Origin of the sequence: Streptomyces sp. NPDC048636 (assembly GCF_040650655.1) — a bacterium.
Lineage (GTDB): Bacteria > Actinomycetota > Actinomycetes > Streptomycetales > Streptomycetaceae > Streptomyces.
This window is the reverse complement of record NZ_JBEZHR010000007.1, coordinates 71043-96779: the sequence shown is the minus strand read 5'-3', so window position 1 is coordinate 96779 and position 25737 is coordinate 71043. Positions and strand designations below refer to the sequence as shown.

Below are 25737 nucleotides of genomic sequence, written 5' to 3'. Positions count from 1 at the left end.
GCCTATCAGTCGAGTCGGGTGAACGTCTGTGTCATCGTCTCATCGCTGTAGTCGTCCGGGTCGTCATACTCCACTCGGAGTTTGTCCTTGCCGGAGGCGGTGAATGTCAGCGAATCGCCCGATGTGCACAGATCCTTGGGGTTGCCGTCGGTGACCTCGACCGGGCTGAGGACCAGCCCCTTGGAGACGGAGGCCAGCCGCCGCTTGCCCTCGCAGTGGTACTTCTTGCTGTCCCCGACCTCCTCGGCCACCGCGGTGCCGACCGCGCCCTGCTTGATGGTGATCTTGAGTGTGGTGTCGTCCTGTCCGAACGCCCTCTTGGCCAGCCAGGTGCCCTCGTAGGTGGCCGGGACGGGCTTGCCACCGGAGGTGGCGGGCGGCCCCGACCCGCCCGGGCAACTGGGATCGAAGCCGCCGGAGCCGGGGGCAGGGAGTGGCGGCCCCGGCACCGGTGCCGAGCAGGTCTTCCATGCGTGTTGTCCCTTCCCCTGATCCCCCTGATCAGCCCCCCGAGAGAATAAGGGTGGCCGGGAGCGAAGTGGACGACGCAGGGGATCCGTTATCGGTTCCGTATCTGCCCGGGACGGTGGCGCGACCGCGGCGGTCAGCTCGCGGGGGTGTCCATGGCGCCGGACTCCAGGGTGTCCAGCGCCTCGGTCAGTCGGCTCAGGGCGGCGAGTACCTCACTCAACGCGGCGGCTCCGCCCAGCTGTTCGGCCAGCTGACCGGCGAACTCGCGGTGGCCGGGCACGATCGCCCGTACCGCGGTGAGCCCCGCCTCGGTGGGGGTGAGGAGTTTGGCCCGGCGATGCGCGGGGTTGGGGAGATATTCCGCCAGCCCGGCGTCGACCAGCAGGTCCGCGACGCGCTGGACGCTCTGCCGGGTGATGCCCATGGCGCGGGCGATCCCGGCGACCGGCAGCGGCTCCCGCAGTACCGCGCCGAGCACCTGCCAGCGGGCGGCGGTCAGCCCGGCCGGACGGGACAGCCGCTCGGAGACGGCGAGGAACTGCCCGTTGAGCCGGAACACCGAGAGCGCCGTCCCGCTGAGCAACGCGGGTACCCGCTCGGCCTCGTCGACACCGTCCGTCATCGTGCGGCCGCCGTTTGGAGGACGCCGTACGCGGACGCGTCCGACGCCGAGAACAGCCGGAACCAGGCGTCCAGCACCTCGGGTTCGTACACCTCCAGACGGGCCAGGATCTCCCGGGCGAACGCGACCGGCTCGGTCGGTCCGGCCGTGATCAGACCGCTCTTCCCGTCGGTGACCGCGTCCGCCTCGCGGTAGTGGTCACCGCCTCGGTAGCCGGTGGCGGCCAGGAACTCGGCCGCCGCGCTGGTGTGTTCGCGCCCGTCCAGCAGCCCTTCCCGCGCCAGCCCCGCCGTGGCGCCGCAGATCGCCGCGACCGGCACCCCGGCCGCCAGGAACTCCCGCGCGGCGCCGGTGAAGCGCGCCATCTCCGGATCGCCCTCCCAGGCGCCGGCGCCCGGGAGGATCAGCATCGCGCTGTCCCGCGGCCGTAGCTCCTCCAGGGTCAGATCGGGTTCGACGCGCATACCGCCCATCGTGGTCACCGTCCCGGGCCGGGCCGCGACATAGCTGACGGTGAAGCCCTCGCGGGGCGGTCGGTGGAAGGCGGTCTCGCGGAGGTGGGCGGTGATATGCCCGATCTCCCAGTCGGCGAGCGTGTCGTAGACGGCCACGTGCACGGTCCGGCGTCCCATGGCTTCTCCTCGGTCCTGATCCGCGAGTCGGTCCTGATCCGCGAGGCGCTCCGCTCGGCCCCTCATCGAATGACAGTAGGCTGTCGTATCGACAGGGTGCTGTCAATGGTTTCTTTCAGGGCCCGGAAGCTCGGGACCACACCCGGCCCGGCAGTGTGTCGAGAGCCACGGGAAATGCCGGACAGGATGTCGGTGACGGGCCCGCGGAGTGGTCCGTACGCTGGTCGGACCCCCGCCCCGTGAGCGATCAGAGGTACCGAACGTGTCCGTGCAGCCCACTCCCGACCCCGTCGCCGGTGCCGCCGTCAAGGCCGCGGACCGTGCGCATGTCTTCCACTCGTGGTCCGCGCAGGGTCTGATCGACCCGCTCGCCGTCGCGGGCGCCGACGGCGCGTACTTCTGGGACTACGACGGCAACCGCTTCCTCGACTTCTCCTGTCAGCTGGTGAACACCAACATCGGCCATCAGCACCCCAAGGTCGTGGCCGCGATCCAGGAGCAGGCCGCCAAGCTGTGCACCATCGCCCCGGGCTTCGCGGTGGACGTACGCTCCGAGGCCGCCCGGCTGATCGCCGAGCGCACCCCCGGCGACCTGGACAAGATCTTCTTCACCAACGGCGGTGCCGAGGCCGTGGAGAACGCGGTCCGGATGGCCCGGCTGCACACCGGCCGCCCCAAGGTGCTCTCGGCCTACCGCTCGTACCACGGCGCCACCTCCACCGCGATCAACCTGACCGGTGACCCGCGCCGCTGGCCCTCCGACTCCGCCTCGGCCGGAGTGGTGCACTTCTGGGCGCCGTTCCTCTACCGCTCGCCCTTCTACGCCGAGAACGAGGCCCAGGAGTGCGAGCGCGCGCTGCGCCACCTCGAGGACACCATCGCCTTCGAGGGTCCGCAGACCATCGCCGCCATCGTGCTGGAGACCATCCCCGGCACCGCCGGAATCATGGTCCCGCCGCCCGGCTATCTGCCCGGTGTCCGGGAGATCTGCGACCGCCACGGCATCGTCTTCGTCCTCGACGAGGTGATGGCGGGCTTCGGGCGCACCGGCCGCTGGTTCGCCGCCGACCACTTCGACGTCGTCCCCGATCTGCTGACCTTCGCCAAGGGCGTCAACTCCGGCTATGTGCCGCTGGGCGGGGTGGCCATCAACGCCGGGATCGCCGCCACCTTCGACCGGCGGCCCTACCCCGGCGGTCTCACCTACTCCGGCCACCCGCTGGCCTGTGCCTCCGCCGTCGCCACCCTCAACGCGATGGCCGAGGAGGGCATCGTGGAGAACGCCGCCGCCATCGGCGAGAACGTGATCGGCCCCGGGCTGCGCGAGATCGCCGAGCGGCATCCGTCGGTGGGCGAGGTGCGCGGCACCGGTGTCTTCTGGGCGCTGGACCTGGTGAAGGACAAGGAGACCCGCGAACCGCTGGTGCCGTACAACGCCGCCGGCCCGGCCAACCAGCCCATGGCCGACTTCGCGGCCGCCTGCAAGCGCGGCGGTCTGTGGCCCTTCGTGAACATGAACCGCACCCATGTGGTGCCCCCGTGCACCGTCACCGAGACCGAGGCCAAGGAGGGGCTCGCCATCCTGGACGAGGCGCTGTCCGCGGCCGACGCCCACACCGGCTGACCGACGCCCGCACCGGCTGACCGGTGACCGACGCCTCCCGGCCCCGGGGGGCATCGTGTGGTCATCCCGTGTGGACCGCCGCCGTACACAGGGCACTGAGCGCGACGGCCCTCGCATATCGTGATGCGAGGGCCGTCCGCTTATCGGTGATCACGACGGCCGCGGAAGGAGACGGTCCTCGATGCCCGTGCCCGGCACCAGCCCGGTCAAGCGGAACACCCTGCGGCAGCAGATCGCCGACGCGCTCTGTGACGAGGTGCTCGCTGGCCGCCTTCCGGCGGGCCGTCAGTTCACCGTCAAGGAGATCGCCGACCAGTACGGCGTCTCCGCGACACCCGTCCGCGAGGCGCTGCTCGACCTGTGCTCCCAGGGGCTGCTGGAGGTGGAGGAACACCGCGGCTTCAAGGTCCACGAGTACACCATCGAGGACTTCCGGCATATGGTCGACGCCCGCACGATGGTCGTCGAGGGCGTGTTCCGTCACTACGTCGACCAGACGCTGAGCTCCATGACGCAAGCGGCGCTGGCCTCGGTGCGGCGCCGGGCCGAGGAGGCCGAGCGGGCCGCCCGCTCCGGTGACCTCGACATCCTGATCGGCTACGACCTGCGCTTCTGGCGCGAGATCTGTGGACTGGTCGGCAACCCGTACATCCTGGACTTCCTCCAGCGGCTGCGGGTACAGACCTGGGTGTTCACCGTGCCGTATCTGCGCCGGGTGCCCGATCTGCGCGGACTGCTGTGGGCGGGGCACTGTGAGCTCACCGCCGCGGTGACCCGGGGCGATCCGGCCACCTCCGAGCGGCTGATAGGGGCGTACAACACCCACTTCCGCACCCTGATCGAGCGGCTGGCGGGGGAGTCGGAGACGCGCTGATCCGGCGCCCTCGCCCCGCGCCCGGCACGGTGTGACGCAGAACACGCAACGCCGGACGGGTCCGAGGTGGTCCCCGTCGCGTGCCCTTCTCTCCGCCCGGCCCCGCCGCGGGCCGCCGACCACCGGCGCCGACGCCGCCGCGCGCGCCGGACACCGTCGAGCTGACGGTTGTCGTCCCCGCGTACAACGAGGAGCGGCGGCTGCCCCGGACCCTCGACGCGATCTGCCGCTATCTGCGGTCCTCGCCTCGTCACCACGCGGGCTGGGAGGTCATCGTCGTCGACGACGGCTCCACGGACGCCACCGCCGACACCGTCCGCGCGGCCGCCGCCACCGAGCCCCGGATCCGGCTGCTGGGCCCGCCGCCCGATACCGCCGCCGCGGCGCCCCTGACCCACAACCACGGCAAGGGCCACGCCGTACGGCTCGGTGTGCTCGCCTCGCGCGGCCGCCGGGTGCTGGTGACCGACGCCGATCTGGCCACCCCCATCGAGGAACTGGCCGGACTGCACGAGCGGCTGGACGCGGGGTACGCCGCCGCCATCGGCTCCCGGGCCCACCATCCGGAGTCGGCCGGGGCGGTGCGCCGCCACCCGCTGCGCCATCTGCTCGGCGAGGCGGGCAACCGGATCATCCGGGCGGTGGCGGTGCCCGGGATCCGCGACACCCAGTGCGGTTTCAAGCTCTTCGAGGGGGACCGGGCGCGCACGGTCTTCGGGCGGTCCCGGCTGGACGGCTGGTGCATCGATGTGGAGATCCTGCGGATGTTCCACGGCGCGCGCTGGCCGGTCGCCGAGGTGCCCGTCCGCTGGGCCCATCAGCCCGGTTCCAAGGTCCGCGCGACGGACTACGTCCGGGTGCTGCTGGAGCTGGTGCGGCTGCGCGCGGCGGGCGCCCGGGCCCGGATCAAGGCTGCCGACCGGGCCGTGGCACTGGGCTATCTGCTGGTGTCCGTGGTGCTGTTCCACGGGCTGTGGAGCGATCTCCACCACCGCTACCTCGTCGACGGCGGACAGGACCAGAACCAGTGGGAGTGGTTCTTCGCGGTCACCGCCGACAACGTCTTCGCCTTCCGCGATCCGTTCTTCACCACGCTCCAGAACGTGCCGTCCGGTGTGAACCTCATGGCGAACACCACCATGCTGGGGCTGGCCGTCCCGCTCGCGCCGGTGACCGCCGTGTTCGGCCCCGCCATGACCTGGGCGCTGGTGCTCACCGCCGGGCTCGCCGCCACCGCCGTCGCCTGGTACTGGCTGCTGCTGCGGCGCTTGGTGACCTCCCGCCCGGCCGCGGCGCTCGGCGGGGCGCTGTGCGCGTTCGCCCCGGCGATGGTCTCCCACGCCAACGCCCACCCCAACTTCGTGGTGCTGTTCATGATGCCGCTGATCGTGGACCGGCTGCTGCGGCTGTGCGCACCGGGCGGCCGTACCGTGCGGGACGGGGTGATCCTCGGTCTCTTCCTCACCTACCAGGTGTTCCTGGGCGAGGAGGCGCTGCTGCTCGCCGCGCTCGGGCTGCTGTTCTTCGCGCTGGGCTACGCGGTCGTACGCCCCGCGGTGGCCCGCGCGGTCCGCGGGCCGCTGCTGCGCGGGCTGGCCGTCGCCGGGGGCGTCGCGGTGGCGCTGCTCGCCTACCCGCTGTACCGGCAGTTCTTCGGCGCCCAGGCGTACGCCAGTGTGCTGCACGGTCCGGCGGCCAACCCACCGGGCGCGCTGGTGGAGTTCGCGGGCCGCTCACTCGGCGGCGACCCGGCCACCGCGGACGGGCTGGCCCGCAACCGCACCGAGCAGAACGCCTTCTTCGGCTGGCCGCTGCTCGCGCTCACCGTCGCGGTGGTGGTGTGGCGGTGGCGGGAGCCGCGGGTCCGGGCGCTGGCGTGGACGGCGTTCGCCATGATGGCGCTGTCCCTGGGGCGTTCGTTCCCGCTGCCGGGGACCGATCGGACACTGCCCGGTCCGTGGTGGCCGTTCGCGCGGCTGCCGTTGCTGGAGTCGGTGATCGAGTCGCGGGTGGCGATGGCCGCGGTGCCCGTGCTCGGCATCCTGCTGGCCGTGGCGGTCGACCGGCTGGAGGATGGGAGCCGGAGCCCCCTGCCGCGGATCGCCGGGTGGGCCGCCATCGCGGCCGCCCTGCTGCCGATCGTGCCCACCCCGCTGGCCACCGCCGACCGCGTCCCGGTGCCCCCGTTCGTCGCCGACGGCGGCTGGCGGCGGTACGTCCCCGAGGGCCGCACCCTCGTCCCCGTCCCGGTGCCGGACCCCGCGTACGCCGAACCCCTGCACTGGCAGGTCGCCGCGGACCTCGGATTCCCGCTGCCCGGCGGCTACTTCAACGGTCCGCTCGGCCCGGCCAGGACCGGGATCTACGGTCCGGAGCCCCGTGACACCGCCACCCTCCTGGGCGAAGTGGTGCGCACCGGGAGACCGCTGGGGGCCGGTCCCGCCGAGCGCCGCACCGCGGCGGCGGATCTGCGCCACTGGCGCGCGGGAGCCGTGGTGCTCGCACCGCAACCGGCCGAGGGGCCGCTGCGTGTCTCCCTGGAACGGCTGTTGGGGCGGCCGGGCCGGTGGGTCGGTGGCGTCTGGCTCTGGCCGGTGCGCGGGGAGGAGGTGAGCGGGGGAAGGTGAGCGGGAGCGAGACCGGGCCCGCGGCCACGTCCGGATGGTCCGGGCAGGAACCGGGGGCCGAGGCGGAGTTGGAGCGGACGTACACCGCGTACGTCTCCGCGAGGCTGCCCGCGCTCCGCCGGATCGCCCATCTGCTGTGCAAGGACCCGCACCGGGCCGACGACGTCGTGCAGGCCACGCTCACCAAGCTGTATGTGCACTGGCGGCGGGCCCGCGCCGCCACCGACACCGACCGCTACGTACACACCATGCTGATGCGCTGTTTCCTCAACGAGCAGCGGCTCGGCTGGGCGCGGGTACGGCTGTCCGGGGCGCCGCACGAGACGCCGGGGCTGCCGCCCGCCGCCGGGGGACCGGACATCGAGACCCGTACGGTCGTGCACACCGCGCTCTCCCGGATCCCGGCACGGCAGCGGGCGGTGCTGGTGCTGCGGTTCCTGTGCGATCTGCCGGTGGCCGAGGTGGCCGGGGTCCTCGGCTGCTCGGAGGGCACGGTGAAAAGCCAGTCCGCGCGCGGTCTGGTCCGGCTGCGGGCCCAGCTCGGCGGTCAACTGCCCTCGTCCGTGACCAGTGTGGGGAAGGGGTAGCGGTTATGCGTGACGACGAGTTGGAGCGGGAGGCCGACCGGCTGCTCGCCCCGCTGCGCGGCCTGGAGCCGGGTGCCGGAGCGCCCGGGGTCGATGTGGCCCGCGCCGTACGGCAGGGGCGGCGCCGGGCGCGCAGACGCAAGGTGGCGGTGCCGGCGGCCGCGGCGCTGGCGGTGGTGCTGGTGGCCATGGTGTTCGCCCTGGCCGTCCGCTTCCTCCCGGAGAACGGCGGAACGCCGCCCGCGAACCAGGTGCCGGGCACCGGCCCGGCCACCTCGGACCGGGACGAGCCGAGCCCGAGCGGGTCCTCGGACGAGTCGCCCTTCCCGCCGCCGTCCGGATCGTCCCTGCGACCGCCGACGACGGACGGCCCGAGCGCGAGCGACTCCTCCTCTTCCGACCCCTCTTCCGACTCCTCCTCCGACTCCTCCTCCGACTCCTCCTCCGACACCTCTCCCGATTCCTCACCCGACTCTTCTCCGGATTCCTCCCCCGACTCCTCTCCCGACACCTCCCCAGACTCCTCTCCCGATTCCTCTCCCGACCCCTCCTCCACCAACTCCCCCTCCAGTACGGACTGAGGCGGGCGCGGCCGCGAGCCGGTGGCCGCCCGGCGGACAGCACTCTTCGCGCGGCGTACGCGGGGCACTACGCTGGGCCGACCACCGACCGTACGGATACGAGAGAGAGATCGCGTGGCATGTGACCTCTGGCTGGTCCCGCTCGTCGATGTGTTGTGCCACAGCCCCGACAACCCCTTCGCCGAGGAGATCGCCACGTACGACAAGGCACTCGGTGAAGCCGGTCTGCCACCCGTGCCCGTCTTCGGCTATATGCCCGGTCTGTCGGGGGATGTCGCCCCGGTCGCGGGCTTCGACTACGACGCGCTGCACTTCCTGCGCCGCGCCCACATGCTGCAACTGTGCGGACTGGCGGTGACGCCGGTGGACGAACTCGGCGGCGACTACGAACAGTTGCTGGAGATGTTCGAGTCCACCGCCCAGCAGTCCCATCTGGTGTGGCACTACGACCACGCCGGTGCCTATGTCCCGGTCGACTTCCAGAGCCCGCTGTCCAACGATGAACTCCTCGAGGGCGGCGGCCCGCTGGGCTCCAGCCACGGGCTGTTGCGCGAACTGGAGGCGGTCGCCCCGGCGCTGGGCATCGACCCGGCCAACCCGCCGCCCGCTCCCGCGCCCCCGTCCCGGCCCACCAGCCTGGAGGAACCGGCCGTCCCGGCGCCGTACGAGGACAGCCCGTTCGCACGGGAACGCCATGTGTGGCTGGGGCTGCACGCGGCGGCGACCCGCAGTCTGGGCCAGGGCTCGATGATCGTGTTCAGCTAGACACCTCCGCAAGGGGCCTCAACGGTCCCTACGGGCCGCTCAGCGGGGCGGCTCGGGAGGCCGCTGCCGCGGCATATTGGGCCGGGCGCCCGGCGGCAGCGGAAAGCGGCTCGTGGGGCTCCCGCTGTCCGGGCGGGAGCCCTGGCCCACCAGCGCCTGGCTGAACAGCGGCGCCGAACCGGAGCCGAAGTCCACCATCCACCCCGAGGTCTCGGTCCGCACCAGTTCGGACATGTCCTCGCAGAACCGCCGCAGCACCGTCAGGCACCGCTCCACGGCCTCGCTCGCGGTGCCCTCGGTCGGGCCCAGCACCTCCCGCACACTCTCCGACGCCCAGTCGAACTGGAGCGCCTCCAGCCGCCGCTGCACCGCCTGCGCCGTGGCCATGTCCCGCATCCAGCCCGAGGTCAGCCCGAAGAACCGGTCGGCTCCGACGCAGGCCACCGCGAGCAGCAGGGCGAACGCGCCCCATCCGGCGCCCCGGTCGAGCACCCGGGTCAGATCCAGCAGCGGCAGCGCGGCACCCACCACCGCCCCGGCCGCGGCCCCCACCCGCAGGCCCTGCGCGGTCCGCCGCTTCCACAGCCGCTCCGCGAGATACCACTCGGCCACCCGCAGCGCGCCCTCCTCCACCCACTGGTACACCTCGTCGAGGCGCTCCGCGGGCTCGCCCCAGTCGCCGTGCGGGAAGGGCCGACCGAGCAGGTCCCCCTGCTTCCTCGCACCCTCCTGCCGAGGGAGCCCCTCGGGCTGCATCTCCGGCTGACTCACCCGTGCACTCCCTCTGCGGCGGCATATCTCCGTGACGCGCGACTGCCGCGCGGCACCCATTCCTACCGCCGAACGGCTGGCCACGCGGACCCGATGACAGGGTTTCCGCCTATTAGTGGTGGCACATCGGATATAGGCCCCCCGGCCCCCTCACCCGAAAGAGTGGCCGCCGACCCGCCACGAGCAGGCTGCGGCAGCCGTACCTTGCACGGCTCGGGGCGGGAGCCGGTCACCCGCACTCATCGACTGCCGCTGTGCGCCACGGCGTTGCCGATCAGCTCCGAGATCACCAGCGTCGCCGGGTCGGCCAGATCGGCCGACCAGGGCCCGGCCGGAGGTGCGCTGCGGTACACGGCCGCCGAGTGGGACGCCTTCCGTAAGGGCGTGCTGTCCGGCGAGCTGTGATCCACGAGGCGGTGTGCGGCCCCACGAGGGAGCCGCGCACCGCCGACGCCGTAGGGTGGCCACCGTGAAGGTCCTCGTCATCGGCGGCGGCGCCCGCGAACATGCCCTGTGCCGCGCACTCTCTCTCGACCCCGACGTCACCGCACTGCACTGCGCCCCCGGCAACGCCGGCATCGCCGAGGTCGCCGAGCTGCACGCCGTCGACGCCCTCGACGGCGGAGCCGTCGCCGACCTCGCGACCGCGCTCGCGGCCGACCTCGTGGTCATCGGCCCCGAGGCCCCGCTGGTCGCGGGTGTGGCCGACGCCGTGCGGGGGCGTGGCATCCCCGCCTTCGGGCCGTCCGCCGCGGCCGCGCGGCTGGAGGGGTCCAAGGCGTTCGCGAAGGACGTCATGGCGTCCGCGGGGGTCCCCACCGCCCGCTCCTACGTCTGCACCACCGCCGCCGAGGTCGACGGGGCCCTCGACGCCTTCGGCGCCCCCTATGTCGTCAAGGACGACGGTCTGGCCGCGGGCAAGGGCGTGGTGGTGACCGGTGACGTCGCCGCCGCCCGTGCGCACGCGCTGGCCTGCGGCCGGGTGGTGATCGAAGAGTTCCTGGACGGCCCCGAGGTCTCCCTCTTCGCGATCACCGACGGTGAGACCGTCGTCCCGCTCCAGCCCGCCCAGGACTTCAAGCGCGCCCTCGACGGCGACGAGGGCCCGAACACCGGCGGCATGGGCGCGTACTCCCCGCTGCCCTGGGCCGATCCCAAGCTGGTGGACGAGGTCATGGCCAGCGTGCTCCAGCCCACCGTGGACGAGCTGCGCCGCCGTGGCACGCCCTTCTCCGGGCTGCTCTACGCGGGTCTGGCGATCACCTCGCGCGGGGTGCGCGTGATCGAGTTCAACGCGCGCTTCGGCGACCCCGAGACCCAGGTCGTACTGGCCCGGCTGAAGACCCCGCTGGCCGGGGTGCTGCTGGCGGCCGCGACCGGCGGGCTGGCCGCCGAGCCCCGGCTGCGCTGGAGCGACGACGCGGCCGTGACGGTCGTGGTGGCCTCGCACAACTACCCGGGTACGCCGCGCACGGGTGACCCGATCACCGGACTGGCGGATATCGCGGAGCGGGACGCCCCCGACGCGTACGTCCTCCACGCGGGCACCAAGGTGGACACCGCCTCCGGCGCAGTGGTGAGCGCGGGCGGCCGGGTGCTGTCCGTCACCGCGACCGGATCCGACCTGGTCACCGCGCGGGAGCGGGCGTACCGGGCGGTGGACCGGATCGGTCTGGACGGCTCCCACCACCGCACCGACATCGCCGCCCGGGCGGCCGGGGACAGCCCCTCGGGCTGAGTGCGCGGGCCCTCGCAGGGCTCTCGCACATGTCGTTCACACCAGGACAGGATTCGCAATCGCGGGGTTCCCGGTTTTGCCCAAGGCCATTCCATTGGGTGAGCGCTTCCCCATCCTGCTGACGCACGCCCGGCCCCCAACTAATGTGCCGCTCAGGCGAGGTGCGGCAACTGGCCCACCGGCATTGCGATGCCGGCGGCCGGTGCGAGAGTGGGGGTTGAAGACGACGCCGCCGTCGTCCGCCGTTCACAAACGGACTGGACTGTAGGGGGTGACGAAAACCGTGGCAGGTCCCGAAGCAGGTGCACTGGCGGCACGCGCCCGTGCCCTAGCGGTACTGCGGATCCGGAGCACCGCACTCGCGGTCGCGCTGCTCCCGGCGGCCGCGGCCGTCGTGCTGTTGGCCGGCAGTGCCATGGGCCGCATCGGCGGTTCGCACGAGGAGGGCTGGACCGCGCTGCGCTGGACCGTGGTCGGCGGTGCCCTGCTGGTCCTGCTGCTGGCGGCGGCGGTGGCCGCCGTGATCGTACGGGCCAGACCCGCGTTCACCCCCACGGTGCCCATCGCCGAGGAGACCGCCCCGGACCTCTACCGGCTGGTCCGCGATCTGGCCGAGCGGATGGAGGTGCCCGCGCCCTCGGCGATAGCGCTCACGCCCGACTGCGACAGCTGGCTGGAGGACCGCACCCATCCCGCGTACGGCTCCCACCTGGGGCGCCGGGACCGCGGCTCGCTCTCGGCGGACGGGACCCGGGCCGTCTCCGGGGCGGGGCTGCCAGGGGAGCCGGGCCCCGCGGGCGACGACCGGCTCATGGACCGCCGTGAGCGGCGCGCCCCACAGGCCCCGGTGCTGGTCATCGGTTCGCCGTTCCTGTGGTGGATGCGCGTCGCCGAGCTGCGGGCGCTGCTCGCGCCCGTGGTGGCGGGCACCGGCCCGTCCGTGCACCCCGACATAGCCGCCGCCCGGCGCTTCGTCCGGGGCCTCGACGCCGCCGTGGCCGTCGCCATGAGCGGCGGCGAACCCCTGTCCGCCTCCCCGTACGGCCCCGGCTCCGGTCATGGCGCCCGGCCGGGAGCGGCGCCCGCCCCCCTGGCGGCGCTCGGGCGGGCGGTGCGCCGCCCCGGGTTCGCCTTCGTCGGCTGGGTCGCCCGGCTGCTGCTGCGCGGCTGCCGGGACCACGCCGCCAAGATGGAGCGCGCGGTCGCCGCGGCCGCCTCGGAGCGCGCCCGTACGGTCGACTACGGCCTGCGGATCGTCGCCCAGGAGCAGGTGGGGCTGGCCTACGCGGGCTGGGACCGGCTGCTCACCCGGGTCGCGCTGCCCGCCTGGCGGATGGGCCGCTGGCCCTCCCGGCTGGACGCGGGCGTGGTCTCCGCCCTCACCGAGCTCTCCCGCCGGGACCGGCTGGCCGAGGGGTTCGCGTCCCGGCTGAGCGAGCGGCCCGCCTGCGATCTGCTGGAGGAGCCCGGGCTGATCGACGAGGCCACCTCGCTGCTGGCGGCCCGGCTCTTCCACGGCGGACCGCCGGAGCCCGGCCCGGACTGGTCCCCGGTGGACTGGGGGCAGTATCCGGAGGAGGTCGTCGACCGCAAATGGCGGCTGGAGGCCGCCCGGCTGCACCGCGTCCTGGACGAGCGGTCAGGACCGCTCGGCACCCCGCAGGCGCCCGCGTCCCCGCCCGTTCCGCCCACCCTCGCGCGGGTGATCGATCGCCTCACCACCGGCGGAGGCACCGGCGGGGAGGCGACACCGGGCGCGGGGGAGCGCGGCCCGGAGCTCGCGGCCCGGCTCAGCGTGGAGCTGGCCCGGGAGGAGGCCGTCCAGCAGGAGGCCAGCCGGGCGCATCTGGCCCGTGCGGCGGCGGAGGGCGCCGGGGCGGGCGGCGGCGACCCCTGGATCGACGGATTCGCCCCGCTGGTCCCGCTCCAGCCGCCCCGCACCGGCCGTGAGCTGCTCGCCGACCATGTCACCGCGATGGTCTGCTGTGCCGCGGTGGACACCGCGGGCGCCAGCCCCGGTCTGGACTGGCTGGACGGCCCCGCGCTGCTGGTGGCCGGGCGGCGCCGGGCGGATCTGGCCAATCCGGTGCTGAGCCTGGTCGAGGACGGGGACGCCGAGCCGCTGCGCGCCTGGCTGGGCGAGGTGGGAGTGCGCCCGGAGAAGCCGGTCCGCCTGGTGTGACCGGGTCCCGGCCGACACCTCCCCGGTTCGCACATCCGTTCCGTTCTCCCTCACTCGTTCGGTTCTGGTTCCAGCAAATTAGCGACTATGGGTGACGGTGCGGGTGCGTAATGTGATGTGCTGGGATCGGTCGCTGTCACCCGGCCCAGTGGACCGGCCCACAGGCCCGGCCCATCGACCGGTCACGCGGTCCAGCCCACAAGGCCGGACCGCGGCGCCCGGTGTGTGAAGACAGCGAGGCGAGCCGCCGCCGGGGGACGCAGGGAGGGGAGCAGGGGATGGGGACGGACCAGATCCGGCGCTGGGAGTCGGGCGCACTGGCCCACGCGGTGACGGATCCCTTCGGCCAGGGCCCGCTGCCCTGGCTGCGCGGCAGTGAGAACTATTTCGACGACACCGGCCAGGTGGTCCCGTGGTACGTGGACCATGTCCACACCCCCGGCGCCATCGACCGGGCGATCGACCGGACCGTGCTGCGGACCCGCGGCAGCCGTGCCGCCCGGGTCCCCGGTCCCCGTACCGCCGATGATGTCCACCGGCAGATCAAGGGCTTCACCTCCGCCTCCGCGGCGGCCCCCGGCGAGGCCATCGACTTCCGCATCACGGTCGATCCGCCCCAGCAGTTCAGCGTGGACATCTACCGGATCGGCCACTACGGCGGTGACGGCGCCTCGAAGATCACCACCAGTCCCCGGCTGTCCGGCATCGTCCAGCCCGCCCCGCTCACCGCCGACCGCACCGTCTCCTGCCACCACTGGTGGCTGTCCTGGCGGCTCCAGATCCCCACGTACTGGAAGCTGGGCGCCTATGTCGCGGTGCTCACCACCGCCGACGGCTACCGCAGCCACATCCCCTTCACCGTCCGCGACGCCCACCCCGCCGATCTGCTGCTGGTCCTCCCGGACTTCACCTGGCAGGCGTACAACCTGTACCCGGAGGACGGCCGCACCGGCGCCAGCCTCTACCACGCCTGGGACGAGCGGGGGCGGCTGCTGGGCGAGTCCGAGGCCGCGGTCACGGTCTCCTTCGACCGGCCGTACGCGGGCGCGGGGCTGCCGCTCCACGTGGGCCACGCCTACGACTTCATCCGCTGGGCCGAGCGCTACGGCTATGACCTCGCCTACGCCGAGACCCGCGATCTGCACGCGGGCGGTATCGACCCCACCCGCTACCGCGGACTGGTCTTCCCCGGCCATGACGAGTACTGGTCCGCACCGCTGCGCCGCACCGTCGAACTGGCCCGGGACAGCGGCACCTCGCTGGTCTTCCTCTCCGCCAACACCATGTACTGGCAGGTCGAGCTGGCCCCTTCGCCCTCCGGCCCGGACCGGCTGCTGACCTGCCGAAAGCGCCGCGGCCCCGGCCGCTCCGCGCTCTGGCGCGAAACCACGCCCGAACAACAGCTGATCGGCATCCAGTACGCGGGCCGGGTGCCCGAACCGCGTCCGATGGTCGTGCGCAACGCGGGCCACTGGCTGTGGGAGTCCACCGGCGCCGAGGAGGGCGATGAACTGCCCGGACTGGTCGCGGGCGAGGCCGACCGCTATTTCCCGCGCACCCCGCTGCCCGAGCACGACGGCCGGATCCTGCTGGCCCACTCCCCGTACCAGGACGCCGAAGGCGCCACCCGGCACCAGGAGACCTCCGTCTACCGGGCCCCCAGCGGCGCCCTGGTCTTCGCCTCCGGCACCTTCGCCTGGTCACCGGCGCTGGACCGGCCCGGCCACCGGGACGAGCGGGTGCAGCGCGCCACGGCCAATCTGCTGGACCGCATCTGCAAGCGGGTGTGAGGGGCGGGCCGGGTCCGGACCCGGCTGTGACGTGCGGCAGAATCGAGGTGGCTTGGACAAAACCACCAGGAGGAAGCGTGTCCGGATTCGTCGAGAAGCCCGAGCCGGTGGAGGTCCCGGGCCTTGAGCACCTGCACACCGGAAAGGTGCGCGACCTCTACCGGAACGAGCGGGGCGAGCTGGTGATGGTCGCCAGCGACCGGATCTCCGCCTACGACTGGGTGTTGCCCACCGAGATCCCCGACAAGGGCCGGGTCCTCACCCAGCTCTCCCTGTGGTGGTTCGACCTGCTGGCCGATCTGGCCCCCAACCACGTGCTCTCCAGCGAGCTGCCCGCCGGGGCCCCCGCCGACTGGGCCGGCCGCACCCTCATCTGCCGGGCGCTGGAGATGGCCCCGGTCGAGTGCGTCGCCCGCGGCTATCTGACCGGCTCGGGCCTGGCCGAGTACCGCGAGACCCGTACGGTCTGCGGGCTCGCCCTCCCCGAGGGGCTGACCGACGGCTCCCAGCTGCCCACCCCGATCTTCACCCCGGCCACCAAGGCCGAGGTCGGCGAGCACGATGAGAACGTGGCGTACGAGGAGGTCGCCCACCGGATCGGCGCCGAGTCCGCCGCTCAGCTCCGTCAGGCCACCCTCGCGATCTACGCCCGCGCCCGCGACATCGCCCGTGAGCGCGGCATCATCCTGGCCGACACCAAGTTCGAGTTCGGATACGCACCGGCGACGCTGGGCGCGGCGGGCGCGGAGCCGGTCCTCGCCGACGAGGTGCTGACCCCGGACTCCTCCCGCTTCTGGCCCGTCGACGCCTGGGAGCCCGGCCGCCCGCAGCCGTCCTTCGACAAGCAGTTCGTCCGTGACTGGCTGACCTCCCCGGCCTCCGGCTGGGACCGCCACGGTGAGCAGCCGCCGCCCCCGCTGCCGGACGAGGTCGTGGAGCGCACCCGGGCGAAGTACATCGAGGCGTACGAGCGGCTGACCGGCAACCGCTGGTCCTGATCCGCGGCACACGCGGAAGGCCCCGGTCCACCGGACCGGGGCCTTCACACCGAGCGGACGACGAGGCTCGAACTCGCGACCTCAACCTTGGCAAGGTTGCGCTCTACCAACTGAGCTACGTCCGCATGCGCCGCACATTCCGTACGGCGCGCCTCTACTATAACCAAACCCCCGGCGGGGTCACTACCGCGCCTCCGACGTGCTCATTTGTTCTTCCTGGACACGCTCAGTGCGATGGCCGCCACGATCACGACGGCGATGACCCAGATGATCACTGATGGTGCCGACATGGCTGTCGCCTCCTCCTTGTACCCGGCCTTGTGTGCGGGCTTCCTCCAGCGTTACAGCCAGCCGCGCTCCCGTGCCATCCGTGCCGCCGCATGACGGTTCTCCGCGGACAGCTTCATGGCGGCCGACGACAGATAGTTGCGCACCGTGCCCTGGGAGAGCGCGGCCCGTCGCGCGATGTCCGCGATCGACGCCCCGTCCGCGGCCAGCTCCAGCAGCTCCGCCTCGCGTACGGTCAGCGGGGAGTCCCCCGAGCTGATCGCGTCCGCCGCCAGATCCGGATCCACATAGCGGCTGCCGCGGTGCACGGTGCGGATGATCTCGGCGAGCCGCTGTGCCGAGGCCGTCTTGGGGACAAAGCCCCGGGCCCCGGCCTCCAGCGCCCGTTTGAGATGACCGGGGCGGCCATGGCTGGTCACGATCATCGAGCGGCAGCCGGGCAGTTCGGTACGGAGGGCCGCCGCGACCCCCACCCCGTCCCTGCCCGGCATCTGGAGGTCCAGCACCGCCACATCGGGCCGGTGCGCCCGCGCCATCGCCAGCGCCTCGGGCCCGGACGCGGCCTCGGCGACCACCACCAGATCCTCTTCCAGGGCGAGCAGAGCGGCCAGGGCGCCACGGATCAGATGCTCGTCATCGGCCAGCAGCACCCGGATCACGGCCCGGTCGGTCGGCTCGGTCGGCGAGGTCATGAGGCGGCCTCCAGCGGCAGTTCGGCCCGCAGCCGGAAGGTGCCGCGCTCCCCGGGCCCGGACTCCAGCGTGCCGCCCAGCACCGCGAGCCGTTCCCGCAGCCCCGTGAGGCCGCTGCCGGGAGTGGCCCGCGGCCCGTCCGGCGCCATATCCGGCTCCCCGGCGGCGCCTTCGGCCCCTTCGGTCCCGCCCACTCCGTCGTTCTCCATCTCCAGCACCGCCGTCGCCGCCCGCCGCCCCGCGCCGTCCACCCGCACCCGTACGGTGCAGCGCGCGGCCTCCGCGTGCCGCAGCACATTCGTCGTACCCTCCCGGACCACCCAGCCCAGTGCGGAACGCACCGCCTCCGGCAGCTCCACCACACCACCGTCCTCGATCCGGCACTCCACCCGGGCCGCCGTCAGCACCGACCGCGCACCGGCCAGCTCCACCTGGAGATCCGCGTCCCGGTAGCCGCGCACCACCTCCCGCACCTCCTTGTGCGACCGCTGCGCGATCCGCTGCACCTCCTCCATCTGCCCCACCGCCTCCGGCCGTTCACGCCGTGCGAGCTGGACCGCCAGCTCGCTCTTGAGCGCGATCACCGCCAGGTCCCGCCCCATCACATCGTGCAGGTCCCGGGCGAACCGCAACCGCTCCTCGGCGACCGCCAGCCGCGCCTGGGTCTCCCGGTTCGCTTCCGCCTCCCACATCACCACCAGCACCCAGACCGAACCGCGGACCGTGCACAGGAAGACGGCACCGACCAGGGAGACGGCGAGGAGGGCCGACACCGGGGCGACGGGGTCCGGCCGAGCCGCCCCCACCGCCGCCGCCACAGCCACCGCGACCACCGCGTGCACGGCCGTGAACCGGCGCACCGACACCAGCACCGCGTACCCGGTGCTGAACGGCGCCACGCTCAGCGCGATGGCCAGCACCGCCGAACCCGGTTCACGGAGCGCCCCGGTGGCCTCCAGCGCCACGGTGACGCCCAGCCCCGCCACCATCAGCGCCGCGGCCACCCCCGTGAGCCGCGGTGCCGTGGCACCGCCCCGCAACCGATGGTCGAGCCCCCGCCGCAGCATGGGGGCCGCCAGCAGGTTCTGCACCACGGACAGCCCCCAGAGCGCGCCGACCAGTGCGGGCGCCGCACCACGCGCCACCGAGGGCTGTGAGCCGGCCACCGTGAGCTGGAAGAACCAGGGCACCGTGTACAGGGTCCACCGGGTGAACAGCTCCACCCTGCTGAGGCGGCTGCGGCCGCGCCATCGCCGTATCACAAGAACCCCGTCCGCTCTTTCCGTCCGCGGCGCCCGACGCCGCCGGTCAGCGCCGCGGTTCCCAGGGGAAGCGCCGGCGCATCGTCCACCATGCCAGTACCGTCCAGGCCGTCGCCGTGACCACCGCGGCCAGCACCTCGCCCGCGCCCATATCGCCGGTCCAGCCCGCCCGTACCAGGTCGATCACCGGAGTCAGCGGCAGCCGTTCGCACACCGCCGCGACCTGGTCCGGCATCACCTCCAGCGGGACGAACAGCCCGGAGGCCATCATCGACACCAGCATCATCGGCATCGGTGTCAGCTGCGCGGACTCCGCGGTCTTGGTGTACGCGGCCGTCGCCGCGGCCAGCGCCACCATCTGCCCCAGCCCCAGCGCCACGCCGAGCACCGCCAGATACGGGGCCTCCGGCGCCGGTACGTCCATCGTCAGACTCACCGACACCACCAGCAGCACACACTGGACCAGCCCCATCAGCAGGGCGGGGACCGCCGCACCGGCCAGGATCTCGTTGTCGGTGGCCTCCCCGGCGCGCAGCCGTTTGAGGACCAGCTCCTCACGCCGGATCACATACACGCCCACCAGGTTCGTATAGACCGCGAGGACCAGCGCCATCCCGATCGAACCGGCCAGCACCAGCGTGCCCAGTGAGAGCCCGGTGCCCTGGAGGTCGATGTCCTGGGCGAAGCTGGCCATGCTGAGGGTCAGCGTGCCGGGCAGTACCAGGGCGTAGCTCAGTGCCGCCCTGTTCCGCAGCAGCAGGGTCAGTTCGGCGCGGCCGAGCGAGAGCGCCCGCCCGGTGGCCGTGGTCGTCTCCGTCAGCGCACTCGTCATCGAAGCGCTCATCGCGCCGCCCCTCCATCGCCTTGTCGTCCGGCACTTCGCCGTCCCCGGCCTCCAGCCCCCGCGCGATATGCAGGAACGCCTCCTCCAACGAGGCCGACCGGGCGTCCAGACCGGTCAGCCGGATCCGCCGGTCGCGTGCCCACATCAGCACCTCGGTGGCGGTGCGCTGCAAGTCCCCGGTGCGCAGCCGTACGGTGCGGCCCCCCGCGCCCGTCGCGTCCCCCGTGCCGGGCAGCTCGACGGCCTCGGCCCCCAGCAGCTCCGCGTCCGGCAGTTCCTCGGGGCGCACCTCCGCCGGGAGAGTGAGGGACAGCCGCGCGGGGCGCTCGGCCACGATCTCCGCGACCCGGCCCGAGGTGGCGATCCGCCCCGCGTGCATGATGGCGAGCCGGTCCGCCAGCGCCTCGGCCTCCTCCAGGTAGTGGGTGGTCAGCAGCACCGTGGTGCCCTGGTCCCGCAGCGTCCGCACCAGTTCCCAGGTCTCCCGCCGCCCCTCGGCGTCCAGACCCGTGGTCGGCTCGTCGAGGAAGAGCACCTCCGGACGGCCGAGCAGGGCCAGCGCCAGGTCGAGGCGGCGGCGCTCACCACCGGAGAGCATCTTGACCCGTACGTCCCGCCGCCGGGTGAGCCCCACCAGTGCCAGGGCCTCGTCCACCGGCCGGGCACCGGTGGTGCACCCCGCCCACATCCGTACCGTCTCCGCGGCCGTCAGTTCGCTGGGGAAGCCGCCTTCCTGGAGCATCACTCCGATCCGCGGCCTGACCCGGGCCCGCTCCTGGTGGGGATCATGGCCGAGCACCCGCACCTCACCGCCGGTCGGCTCGGCCAGCCCCTCCAGCAGTTCGACGGTGGAGGTCTTGCCCGCGCCGTTCGTACCCAGCAGGGCGAACAGCTCGCCCCGCGCCACCTCGAAGGAGACGCCCCGTACCGCGTCGAAGCCCCCGGCCCCGGCCGGGCCGTACCTGCGCCGTAGTCCACTTACCTTGATCGCGCTGTCGCTCGCATGCATGACTCCAGGCTTCCGCCGCTTCCGGGCCGCGGGCAGTGCGAGCTGTCACCGGCCGCGATGACAAATGTCATCGGGCGTACGGCGAACGCATGCTGAAAACGGGTCAGGCCCCGGTCGATTCGACCGGGGCCTGACCCGAATGGAGCGGACGACGAGATTCGAACTCGCGACCCTCACCTTGGCAAGGTGATGCTCTACCAACTGAGCCACGTCCGCATGCATCCGACCGGCTTTCACCGATCGGCGCCTGCACCACTCTACCTGATCCACTTGAAGGGAACAGTGAGTGACAAGAGCGGGTGACAGGGATCGCACACTGCGCCTCCCCCTTGGAAAGGGGGCGCTCTACTACTGAGCTACACCCGCATGGTGTGGACCTCGGGGTTTTGCCTTCCGGCTGGCCCCTCGGCGTGCTCCAGACTCTAGCGGATCACCCGGGGTGCTGTGCAACTCGGCCGAACGGGTCGGTCAGCTGGACGCGTTGAACGCCTCGTACACCTTCTTGGGGATACGGCCCCGCGGCGGCACCTCCATACCGTGCGACCGTGCCCAGGCGCGGACCGCGGCCGGGTCCGGTGCGACGGAGGTGCGGCGGTACGCCTTCCCGGAGCGGGAGCGCTTGCGGCCGGCCTCCACGAACGGGGCCAGGGCGTCGCGCAGTTTCTCCGCATTGCCTGAGTTGAGGTCGATCTCGTACGACCTGCCGTCGAGTCCGAACGCGACCGTCTCCTCGGCAGCCCCGCCGTCGATGTCATCGGAGAGCGTGACTACTACGCGCTGCGCCACGGATATCGGTCCTTTCGGGCTGCATCGTTGCGTTGACGTGCAAAGATGGCAGCTGTCCAGTTGTAAGCGAACAATGCTTTTTCATTTGTACAGCGGACGACAATGCATTGTGAAGCCCCGGTAATTCCGCCCGCGTGTCATGCCGCAATCGGGACCATACGTTTTCCCCGGTTCTTTCCCCAGCGGTTGCCCTTGACGATGCTTAAACGTGACCGAGCGGTTCCCCGCCACATGCTATCTATCCGCGTAGATTTTTCCTCGGGGTAGGGTTGCGGGACCGCCTTACGCACCAGCACCACACCACCGGGAGTGCCAGTGGCACGCGTCGTAGTCGACGTCATGCTCAAGCCGGAGATCCTCGACCCCCAGGGCCAGGCGGTGCAGCGAGCACTGCCCCGCCTCGGATTCGAGGGGATCGCCGACGTCCGCCAGGGCAAGCGCTTTGAACTCGAGGTGGAGGGCCCGGTCGACGACGCCGCCCTCGCCCGTATCCATGAGATCGCCGGGACCTTCCTCGCGAACACCGTGATCGAGGACTTCTCCGTGAAGGTCGAGGTCGGCGACGGTGCCGACACCGCCGCCGTGAAGGCGGAGTCGTGACCGCACGCGTCGGAGTCATCACCTTCCCCGGCACGCTCGACGACCGCGACACCCAGCGCGCGGTCCGCGCCGCCGGTCTCGAGGCGGTGCCGCTGTGGCACCGCGACAAGGACCTGAAGCAGGTCGACGCGGTGATCCTGCCGGGCGGCTTCTCCTATGGGGACTATCTCCGCGCCGGAGCGATCTCCCGCTTCTCGCCGGTAATGGGGTCGGTCATCGAGCAGGCCAAGGGCGGTATGCCCGTCCTTGGCATCTGCAATGGCTTCCAGGTGCTCACCGAGACCCATCTGCTGCCCGGTGCGATGCTGCGCAACAACCACCTGCACTTCATCTGCCGCGACCAGAAGTTGCGAGTGGAAAACGCGGAGACCGCCTGGACCCGCTCCTACGAGCAGGGCCAGGAGATCAACATCCCGCTGAAGAACATCGACGGCCGTTATGTCGCCGATGAGCGGGTCCTGGATGAACTCGAGGCCGAGGGCCGGGTCGTCTTCCGTTATCAGGAGATGAACCCCAACGGTTCCCTGCGCGACATCGCCGGCATCTCCAATGCGGCGGGCAATGTCGTCGGTCTGATGCCCCACCCCGAGCACGCCGTCGAGCCGCTGATCGGCACCGGTCGCACCGACGGTCTCGGATTCTTCACCTCGATCCTCAAGAGGCTGGTCAGCGCATGACCCTGGACGCCGGAACGGCCGAGGGAGCGACTGAGCGCCCCAGCCCGCGACTACAGATCCACATGGCGCGAAGGAGCGACCGAGCGTGACCCTCGACACTGTCAAGCACGCGGCGCAGACCCCGGACGCCGAGCAGCCCTGGGCCGAGCTGGGCCTCAAGCAGGACGAGTACGAGCGCGTCCGCGCGATCCTCGGCCGCCGTCCCACCGGCGCCGAGCTCGCCATGTACTCCGTCATGTGGTCCGAGCACTGCTCGTACAAGTCGAGCAAGGTCCACCTGCGGCAGTTCGGCGAGAAGGCCCCGGAGAACGACGCCCTCCTCGTCGGCATCGGCGAGAACGCGGGCGTGGTCGACGTCGGCCAGGGCTACGCGGTCACCTTCAAGGTCGAGTCGCATAACCACCCCTCGTATATCGAGCCCTACCAGGGCGCGGCCACCGGCGTGGGCGGCATCGTCCGCGACATCCTCGCCATGGGCGCCCGCCCCGTCGCCGTCATGGACCCGCTGCGCTTCGGCGCCGCCGACCACCCCGACACCAAGCGGGTGCTGCCCGGTGTGGTCGCGGGCATCGGCGGCTACGGCAACTGCCTGGGGCTGCCCAATATCGGCGGCGAGGTGGTCTTCGACCCCTGCTACCAGGGCAACCCGCTGGTCAACGCCTTGTGCGTGGGTGTGATGAAGCACGAGGACATCCACCTGGCCAAGGCGTCCGGCGCGGGCAACAAGGTCATCCTCTACGGCGCCCGCACCGGCGGCGACGGCATCGGCGGCGTCTCCGTGCTGGCCTCGGAGACCTTCGACGACTCGAAGCCCACCAAGCGCCCCGCCGTCCAGGTCGGCGACCCCTTCCAGGAGAAGCTGCTCATCGAGTGCACCCTGGAGATCTTCCGCGAGGACCTGGTCGACGGCATCCAGGACCTCGGCGGCGCCGGGCTCTCCTGCGCCACCAGCGAGCTGGCCTCGGCCGGTTCCGGCGGGATGCGGGTCGAGCTGGACACCGTGCCGCTGCGTGACGCGACACTCTCGCCGGAGGAGATCCTCATGAGCGAGTCGCAGGAGCGGATGTGCGCGATCGTCGAGCCCGGCAAGGTCGACCGCTTCCTGGAGATCTGCGAGAAGTGGGACGTCATCGCCACCGTGATCGGTGAGGTCACCGACGGCGAGCGGCTGGAGATCTACTGGCACGGCGAGCAGATCGTCGATGTCCCGCCGCGCACCGTCGCCCACGAGGGCCCGGTCTACGAGCGCCCCTACGCCCGCCCCGAGTGGCAGGACGCGCTCCAGGCCGACGACGCGGCCAAGCTTCCGCGCCCGGCCACCCCGGAGGAGCTGCGCGCACAGGTGCTCCGGGTGATCTCCTCGCCCAACCAGGCGTCCAAGTCCTGGGTCACCGATCAGTACGACCGTTTCGTCCAGGGCAACACGGTGCTGGCGCAGCCCGAGGACTCCGGCATGGTCCGGGTGGACGAGGAGACCGGCCTCGGAGTCGCCGTCGCCACCGACGGCAACGGCCGCTACGCCAAGCTGGACCCGTACACCGGTGCCCAGCTCGCGCTCGCCGAGTCCTACCGCAATGTGGCCGCGTCCGGTGCCAAGCCGCTGGCGATCTCCAACTGCCTCAACTTCGGCTCGCCGGAGGACCCCGCGGTCATGTGGCAGTTCGCGGAGGCCACCCGTGGTCTCGCGGACGGCTGTCTGACCCTGGGCACCCCGGTGACCGGCGGCAATGTCTCGCTGTACAACCAGACCGGCGAGGTGGCCATCCACCCGACCCCGGTGGTGGCCGTCCTCGGGGTGATCGACGATGTGGCCCGCCGCACCCCGATCGCCTTCGCCGAGGAGGGCCAGCTGCTCTACCTCCTCGGTGACACCGCGGAGGAGCTGGGCGGTTCGGCCTGGTCGCAGGTGATCCACGACCACCTCGGCGGACTGCCGCCCGCGGTGGACCTGGAGCGTGAGCGGCTGCTCGCGGAGATCCTGATCTCGGCCTCGCGTGACGGCATGGTGGACGCGGCGCACGACCTGTCCGACGGCGGTCTGATCCAGGCGCTCGCCGAGTCATGTCTGCGCGGCGGCAAGGGCGCGCGGATCGTGGTCCCGGACGCCCTCGACCCGTTCGTGCTGCTCTTCTCGGAGTCGGCGGGCCGGGCGGTGGTCTCCGTACCGCGCAGCGAGGAGATCCGCTTCAACGACATGTGCGGCGCCCGCGGGCTTCCGGCGGTGCGAATCGGTGTGGTGGACGGCGACGCGATCGACGTCCAGGGACAGTTCTCGCTTCCGCTGGCCGAGCTGCGGGAGGCGTACGAGGCGACGATCCCGGCGCTGCTGGCCTGATCCCGCGCCCTCGACGGCGTCACGCGGCCCCGCTCCCCGCTCTCAGGGGGGCGGGGCCGCGCGCTGTCGAGGCTCCGGCTGCCGTCCGCTCCGCCCGCGGCGCTCGATAGGCTCGCCGCCATGCCGACCCGCGCCCGCGCCCGCACCTACGACTCCGCCAGAATCCGCGCCGCCGTGACCGCCCAGCTCGGCCATGTGCGCGAGACGGTGGCGGAGCTGGACGAGAAGCCGCTGGACGCGCCCACCCGGCTCGGCGACTGGACCGTGCGCGAGCTGCTGACGCATACGGCGGCCACCGTGGACGCCGTGGGCCGGCTGCTGGCGGCGCCCGCCCCGGCCGCCCAGGAGGCCGGGGTGAACGACTACGCGGCGGCCGTCGCCTCGTTCGCCGGAGCGGTGGACGAGGGCACCCGCGAGGCGGCACGGGACGCGGATCCGCGGGAGCTGCTGGAGCGCGCCGGGGCCCGGTTCGCCGAGCTGACCGCCGTGGCGCCGGGGGACCGGCTGCTGGCGGTGCCGGTGGGCGCCATGCGGCTCGACGACTTCCTGGTGACCCGCTGTGTGGAGCTGGTCGTGCACTCCGACGACCTCGCGGCCGCCACCGGCGCGGCGGTCGCCTTTGACCGCCAGGCGATGGCCGCCGCCGTCCGGATGCTGGCGGACGCGCTCGCGGCGAAGGCGCCCGGCGGCTCGGTCGAGGTCCGGATCCCGCCGTACGCGGTGGTCCAGTGCGTCGAGGGCCCCCGGCACACCCGTGGCACCCCGCCGAACGTCGTGGAGACCGACCCGCTGACCTGGGTGCGGCTGGCCACCGGCCGTACCGGCTGGGCCGAGGCGCTGGACGCCGCCGAGGTGTCGGCCAGCGGTGAGCGCGCCGATCTCGCGGCCCTCCTCCCGGTGCTCGCGTAACCCCCGCGCCGGGCCGCCCGGCCGGGTTCGCGGCAGATGTGATCCATGCCCCACTCGCCCCCGTCCTGGCCCC

23 protein-coding genes, 3 tRNA genes and 1 pseudogene are annotated in these 25737 nt (G+C 72.5%); 15 read left to right on the top strand and 12 right to left on the bottom strand.

Annotated features, from left to right (window positions below; translation table 11 throughout):
• Positions 1-5: 5 nt before the first annotated feature.
• From AB0C66_RS20520 to AB0C66_RS20510, 3 genes are all read right to left on the bottom strand, one after another.
• Positions 6-449, bottom strand: a complete 444-nt coding sequence (locus tag AB0C66_RS20520) for a hypothetical protein (RefSeq protein WP_362440214.1) — start codon at positions 447-449, stop codon at positions 6-8.
• A gap of 155 nt (positions 450-604) precedes the next feature.
• Positions 605-1093 (bottom strand): MarR family transcriptional regulator, encoded by a 489-nt coding sequence (locus tag AB0C66_RS20515; protein WP_362440211.1) that lies wholly within the window; start codon positions 1091-1093, stop codon positions 605-607.
• Complete coding sequence (locus AB0C66_RS20510) at positions 1090-1725, bottom strand: DJ-1/PfpI family protein (protein WP_362440208.1); 636 nt, start codon at positions 1723-1725, stop codon at positions 1090-1092. The genes AB0C66_RS20515 and AB0C66_RS20510 overlap by 4 nt, the downstream gene beginning before the upstream one ends.
• A gap of 262 nt (positions 1726-1987) precedes the next feature.
• On the opposite strand from AB0C66_RS20510, the gene AB0C66_RS20505 reads away from it, so the two are divergent.
• The 6 genes from AB0C66_RS20505 (at position 1988) to AB0C66_RS20480 (ending at position 8783) form a co-directional block, all read left to right on the top strand.
• Positions 1988-3349 (top strand): aspartate aminotransferase family protein, encoded by a 1362-nt coding sequence (locus AB0C66_RS20505; protein ID WP_362440205.1) that lies wholly within the window; start codon positions 1988-1990, stop codon positions 3347-3349.
• A gap of 181 nt (positions 3350-3530) precedes the next feature.
• Positions 3531-4223, top strand: a complete 693-nt coding sequence (locus AB0C66_RS20500; RefSeq protein WP_362440202.1) for a GntR family transcriptional regulator — start codon at positions 3531-3533, stop codon at positions 4221-4223.
• A gap of 161 nt (positions 4224-4384) precedes the next feature.
• Positions 4385-6850, top strand: coding sequence for a dolichyl-phosphate beta-glucosyltransferase (locus tag AB0C66_RS20495; protein ID WP_362441077.1), 2466 nt, complete (start codon positions 4385-4387; stop codon positions 6848-6850).
• Entirely contained in the window at positions 6847-7437 is a 591-nt protein-coding gene (locus tag AB0C66_RS20490; protein WP_362440199.1) for a SigE family RNA polymerase sigma factor, read from the top strand. The genes AB0C66_RS20495 and AB0C66_RS20490 overlap by 4 nt, the downstream gene beginning before the upstream one ends.
• Before the next feature lie 5 nt (positions 7438-7442).
• Entirely contained in the window at positions 7443-8018 is a 576-nt protein-coding gene (locus tag AB0C66_RS20485) for a hypothetical protein (RefSeq protein WP_362440196.1), read from the top strand.
• Between the two features lie 114 nt (positions 8019-8132).
• Complete coding sequence (locus tag AB0C66_RS20480) at positions 8133-8783, top strand: hypothetical protein (RefSeq protein WP_362440193.1); 651 nt, start codon at positions 8133-8135, stop codon at positions 8781-8783.
• A gap of 39 nt (positions 8784-8822) precedes the next feature.
• Here AB0C66_RS20480 and AB0C66_RS20475 read toward each other — a convergent pair whose 3' ends face one another.
• Positions 8823-9554, bottom strand: coding sequence for an SLATT domain-containing protein (locus tag AB0C66_RS20475; protein WP_362440190.1), 732 nt, complete (start codon positions 9552-9554; stop codon positions 8823-8825).
• 204 nt (positions 9555-9758) lie between these two features.
• On the opposite strand from AB0C66_RS20475, the gene AB0C66_RS20470 reads away from it, so the two are divergent.
• The 5 genes from AB0C66_RS20470 (at position 9759) to AB0C66_RS20450 (ending at position 16262) form a co-directional block, all read left to right on the top strand.
• A complete protein-coding gene (locus AB0C66_RS20470) occupies positions 9759-9959 on the top strand; it encodes a DUF397 domain-containing protein (protein ID WP_362440187.1) in 201 nt (66 codons plus the stop codon).
• Positions 9960-10023: 64 nt separating this feature from the next.
• Positions 10024-11292 carry a phosphoribosylamine--glycine ligase gene (purD, locus tag AB0C66_RS20465; protein ID WP_362440184.1) on the top strand — a complete coding sequence of 423 codons (1269 nt, stop codon included), beginning with the start codon at positions 10024-10026 and terminating at the stop codon, positions 11290-11292.
• Between the two features lie 271 nt (positions 11293-11563).
• Positions 11564-13474 (top strand): hypothetical protein, encoded by a 1911-nt coding sequence (locus AB0C66_RS20460; RefSeq protein WP_362440181.1) that lies wholly within the window; start codon positions 11564-11566, stop codon positions 13472-13474.
• A 278-nt stretch (positions 13475-13752) separates the two neighbouring features.
• Positions 13753-15264 (top strand): N,N-dimethylformamidase beta subunit family domain-containing protein, encoded by a 1512-nt coding sequence (locus AB0C66_RS20455; protein WP_362440178.1) that lies wholly within the window; start codon positions 13753-13755, stop codon positions 15262-15264.
• Positions 15265-15341: 77 nt separating this feature from the next.
• Positions 15342-16262 (top strand): phosphoribosylaminoimidazolesuccinocarboxamide synthase, encoded by a 921-nt coding sequence (locus AB0C66_RS20450; protein ID WP_362440175.1) that lies wholly within the window; start codon positions 15342-15344, stop codon positions 16260-16262.
• 52 nt (positions 16263-16314) lie between these two features.
• Here the strand turns inward: AB0C66_RS20450 and AB0C66_RS20445 are convergent.
• From AB0C66_RS20445 to AB0C66_RS20410, 8 genes and pseudogenes are all read right to left on the bottom strand, one after another.
• A tRNA-Gly gene (locus AB0C66_RS20445) sits at positions 16315-16387 on the bottom strand.
• Positions 16388-16603: 216 nt separating this feature from the next.
• Positions 16604-17242, bottom strand: a complete 639-nt coding sequence (locus AB0C66_RS20440) for a response regulator transcription factor (RefSeq protein WP_362440172.1) — start codon at positions 17240-17242, stop codon at positions 16604-16606.
• A complete protein-coding gene (locus AB0C66_RS20435; RefSeq protein WP_362440169.1) occupies positions 17239-18465 on the bottom strand; it encodes a histidine kinase in 1227 nt (408 codons plus the stop codon). Before AB0C66_RS20435 ends, AB0C66_RS20440 begins: the two co-directional genes overlap by 4 nt.
• 85 nt (positions 18466-18550) lie before the next feature.
• Positions 18551-19198 (bottom strand): ABC transporter permease, encoded by a 648-nt coding sequence (locus AB0C66_RS20430; RefSeq protein ID WP_362440166.1) that lies wholly within the window; start codon positions 19196-19198, stop codon positions 18551-18553.
• Positions 19199-19406: 208 nt separating this feature from the next.
• Positions 19407-20357: pseudogene (locus tag AB0C66_RS20425) on the bottom strand (ABC transporter ATP-binding protein); the annotation flags it as partial.
• Between the two features lie 140 nt (positions 20358-20497).
• Positions 20498-20573 (bottom strand) — tRNA-Gly (locus tag AB0C66_RS20420).
• A gap of 78 nt (positions 20574-20651) precedes the next feature.
• A tRNA-Gly gene (locus tag AB0C66_RS20415) sits at positions 20652-20723 on the bottom strand.
• Positions 20724-20825: 102 nt separating this feature from the next.
• Positions 20826-21143, bottom strand: a complete 318-nt coding sequence (locus AB0C66_RS20410) for an Lsr2 family protein (RefSeq protein ID WP_362440163.1) — start codon at positions 21141-21143, stop codon at positions 20826-20828.
• Positions 21144-21458: 315 nt separating this feature from the next.
• Here AB0C66_RS20410 and purS point away from each other — a divergent pair, with 315 nt between their 5' ends.
• The 4 genes from purS to AB0C66_RS20390 all read left to right on the top strand — a co-directional run bounded on the left by purS (position 21459) and on the right by AB0C66_RS20390 (position 25664).
• Entirely contained in the window at positions 21459-21743 is a 285-nt protein-coding gene (gene purS / locus AB0C66_RS20405; RefSeq protein ID WP_362440160.1) for a phosphoribosylformylglycinamidine synthase subunit PurS, read from the top strand.
• A complete protein-coding gene (gene purQ, locus AB0C66_RS20400) occupies positions 21740-22420 on the top strand; it encodes a phosphoribosylformylglycinamidine synthase subunit PurQ (RefSeq protein WP_362440158.1) in 681 nt (226 codons plus the stop codon). The genes purS and purQ overlap by 4 nt, the downstream gene beginning before the upstream one ends.
• A gap of 85 nt (positions 22421-22505) precedes the next feature.
• Positions 22506-24755 carry a phosphoribosylformylglycinamidine synthase subunit PurL gene (gene purL, locus AB0C66_RS20395; RefSeq protein ID WP_362440155.1) on the top strand — a complete coding sequence of 750 codons (2250 nt, stop codon included), beginning with the start codon at positions 22506-22508 and terminating at the stop codon, positions 24753-24755.
• A gap of 120 nt (positions 24756-24875) precedes the next feature.
• The gene (locus AB0C66_RS20390) at positions 24876-25664 is read left to right on the top strand and encodes a sterol carrier family protein (RefSeq protein ID WP_362440152.1); all 789 of its coding nucleotides are present in this window, start codon (positions 24876-24878) and stop codon (positions 25662-25664) included.
• Positions 25665-25737 lie beyond the last annotated feature (73 nt).

What these genes read in the sequence shown, in the direction of transcription:
- AB0C66_RS20440 (WP_362440172.1), bottom strand. Translation starts at nt 17,242, where the DNA reads ATGACCTCGCCGACCGAGCCGACCGACCGGGCCGTGATCCGGGTGCTG.
- AB0C66_RS20510 (WP_362440208.1), bottom strand. Translation starts at nt 1,725, where the DNA reads ATGGGACGCCGGACCGTGCACGTGGCCGTCTACGACACGCTCGCCGAC.
- AB0C66_RS20500 (WP_362440202.1), top strand. Translation starts at nt 3,531, where the DNA reads ATGCCCGTGCCCGGCACCAGCCCGGTCAAGCGGAACACCCTGCGGCAG.
- AB0C66_RS20485 (WP_362440196.1), top strand. Translation starts at nt 7,443, where the DNA reads ATGCGTGACGACGAGTTGGAGCGGGAGGCCGACCGGCTGCTCGCCCCG.
- AB0C66_RS20390 (WP_362440152.1), top strand. Translation starts at nt 24,876, where the DNA reads ATGCCGACCCGCGCCCGCGCCCGCACCTACGACTCCGCCAGAATCCGC.
- AB0C66_RS20430 (WP_362440166.1), bottom strand. Translation starts at nt 19,198, where the DNA reads ATGGCCAGCTTCGCCCAGGACATCGACCTCCAGGGCACCGGGCTCTCA.
- AB0C66_RS20455 (WP_362440178.1), top strand. Translation starts at nt 13,753, where the DNA reads ATGGGGACGGACCAGATCCGGCGCTGGGAGTCGGGCGCACTGGCCCAC.
- AB0C66_RS20515 (WP_362440211.1), bottom strand. Translation starts at nt 1,093, where the DNA reads ATGACGGACGGTGTCGACGAGGCCGAGCGGGTACCCGCGTTGCTCAGC.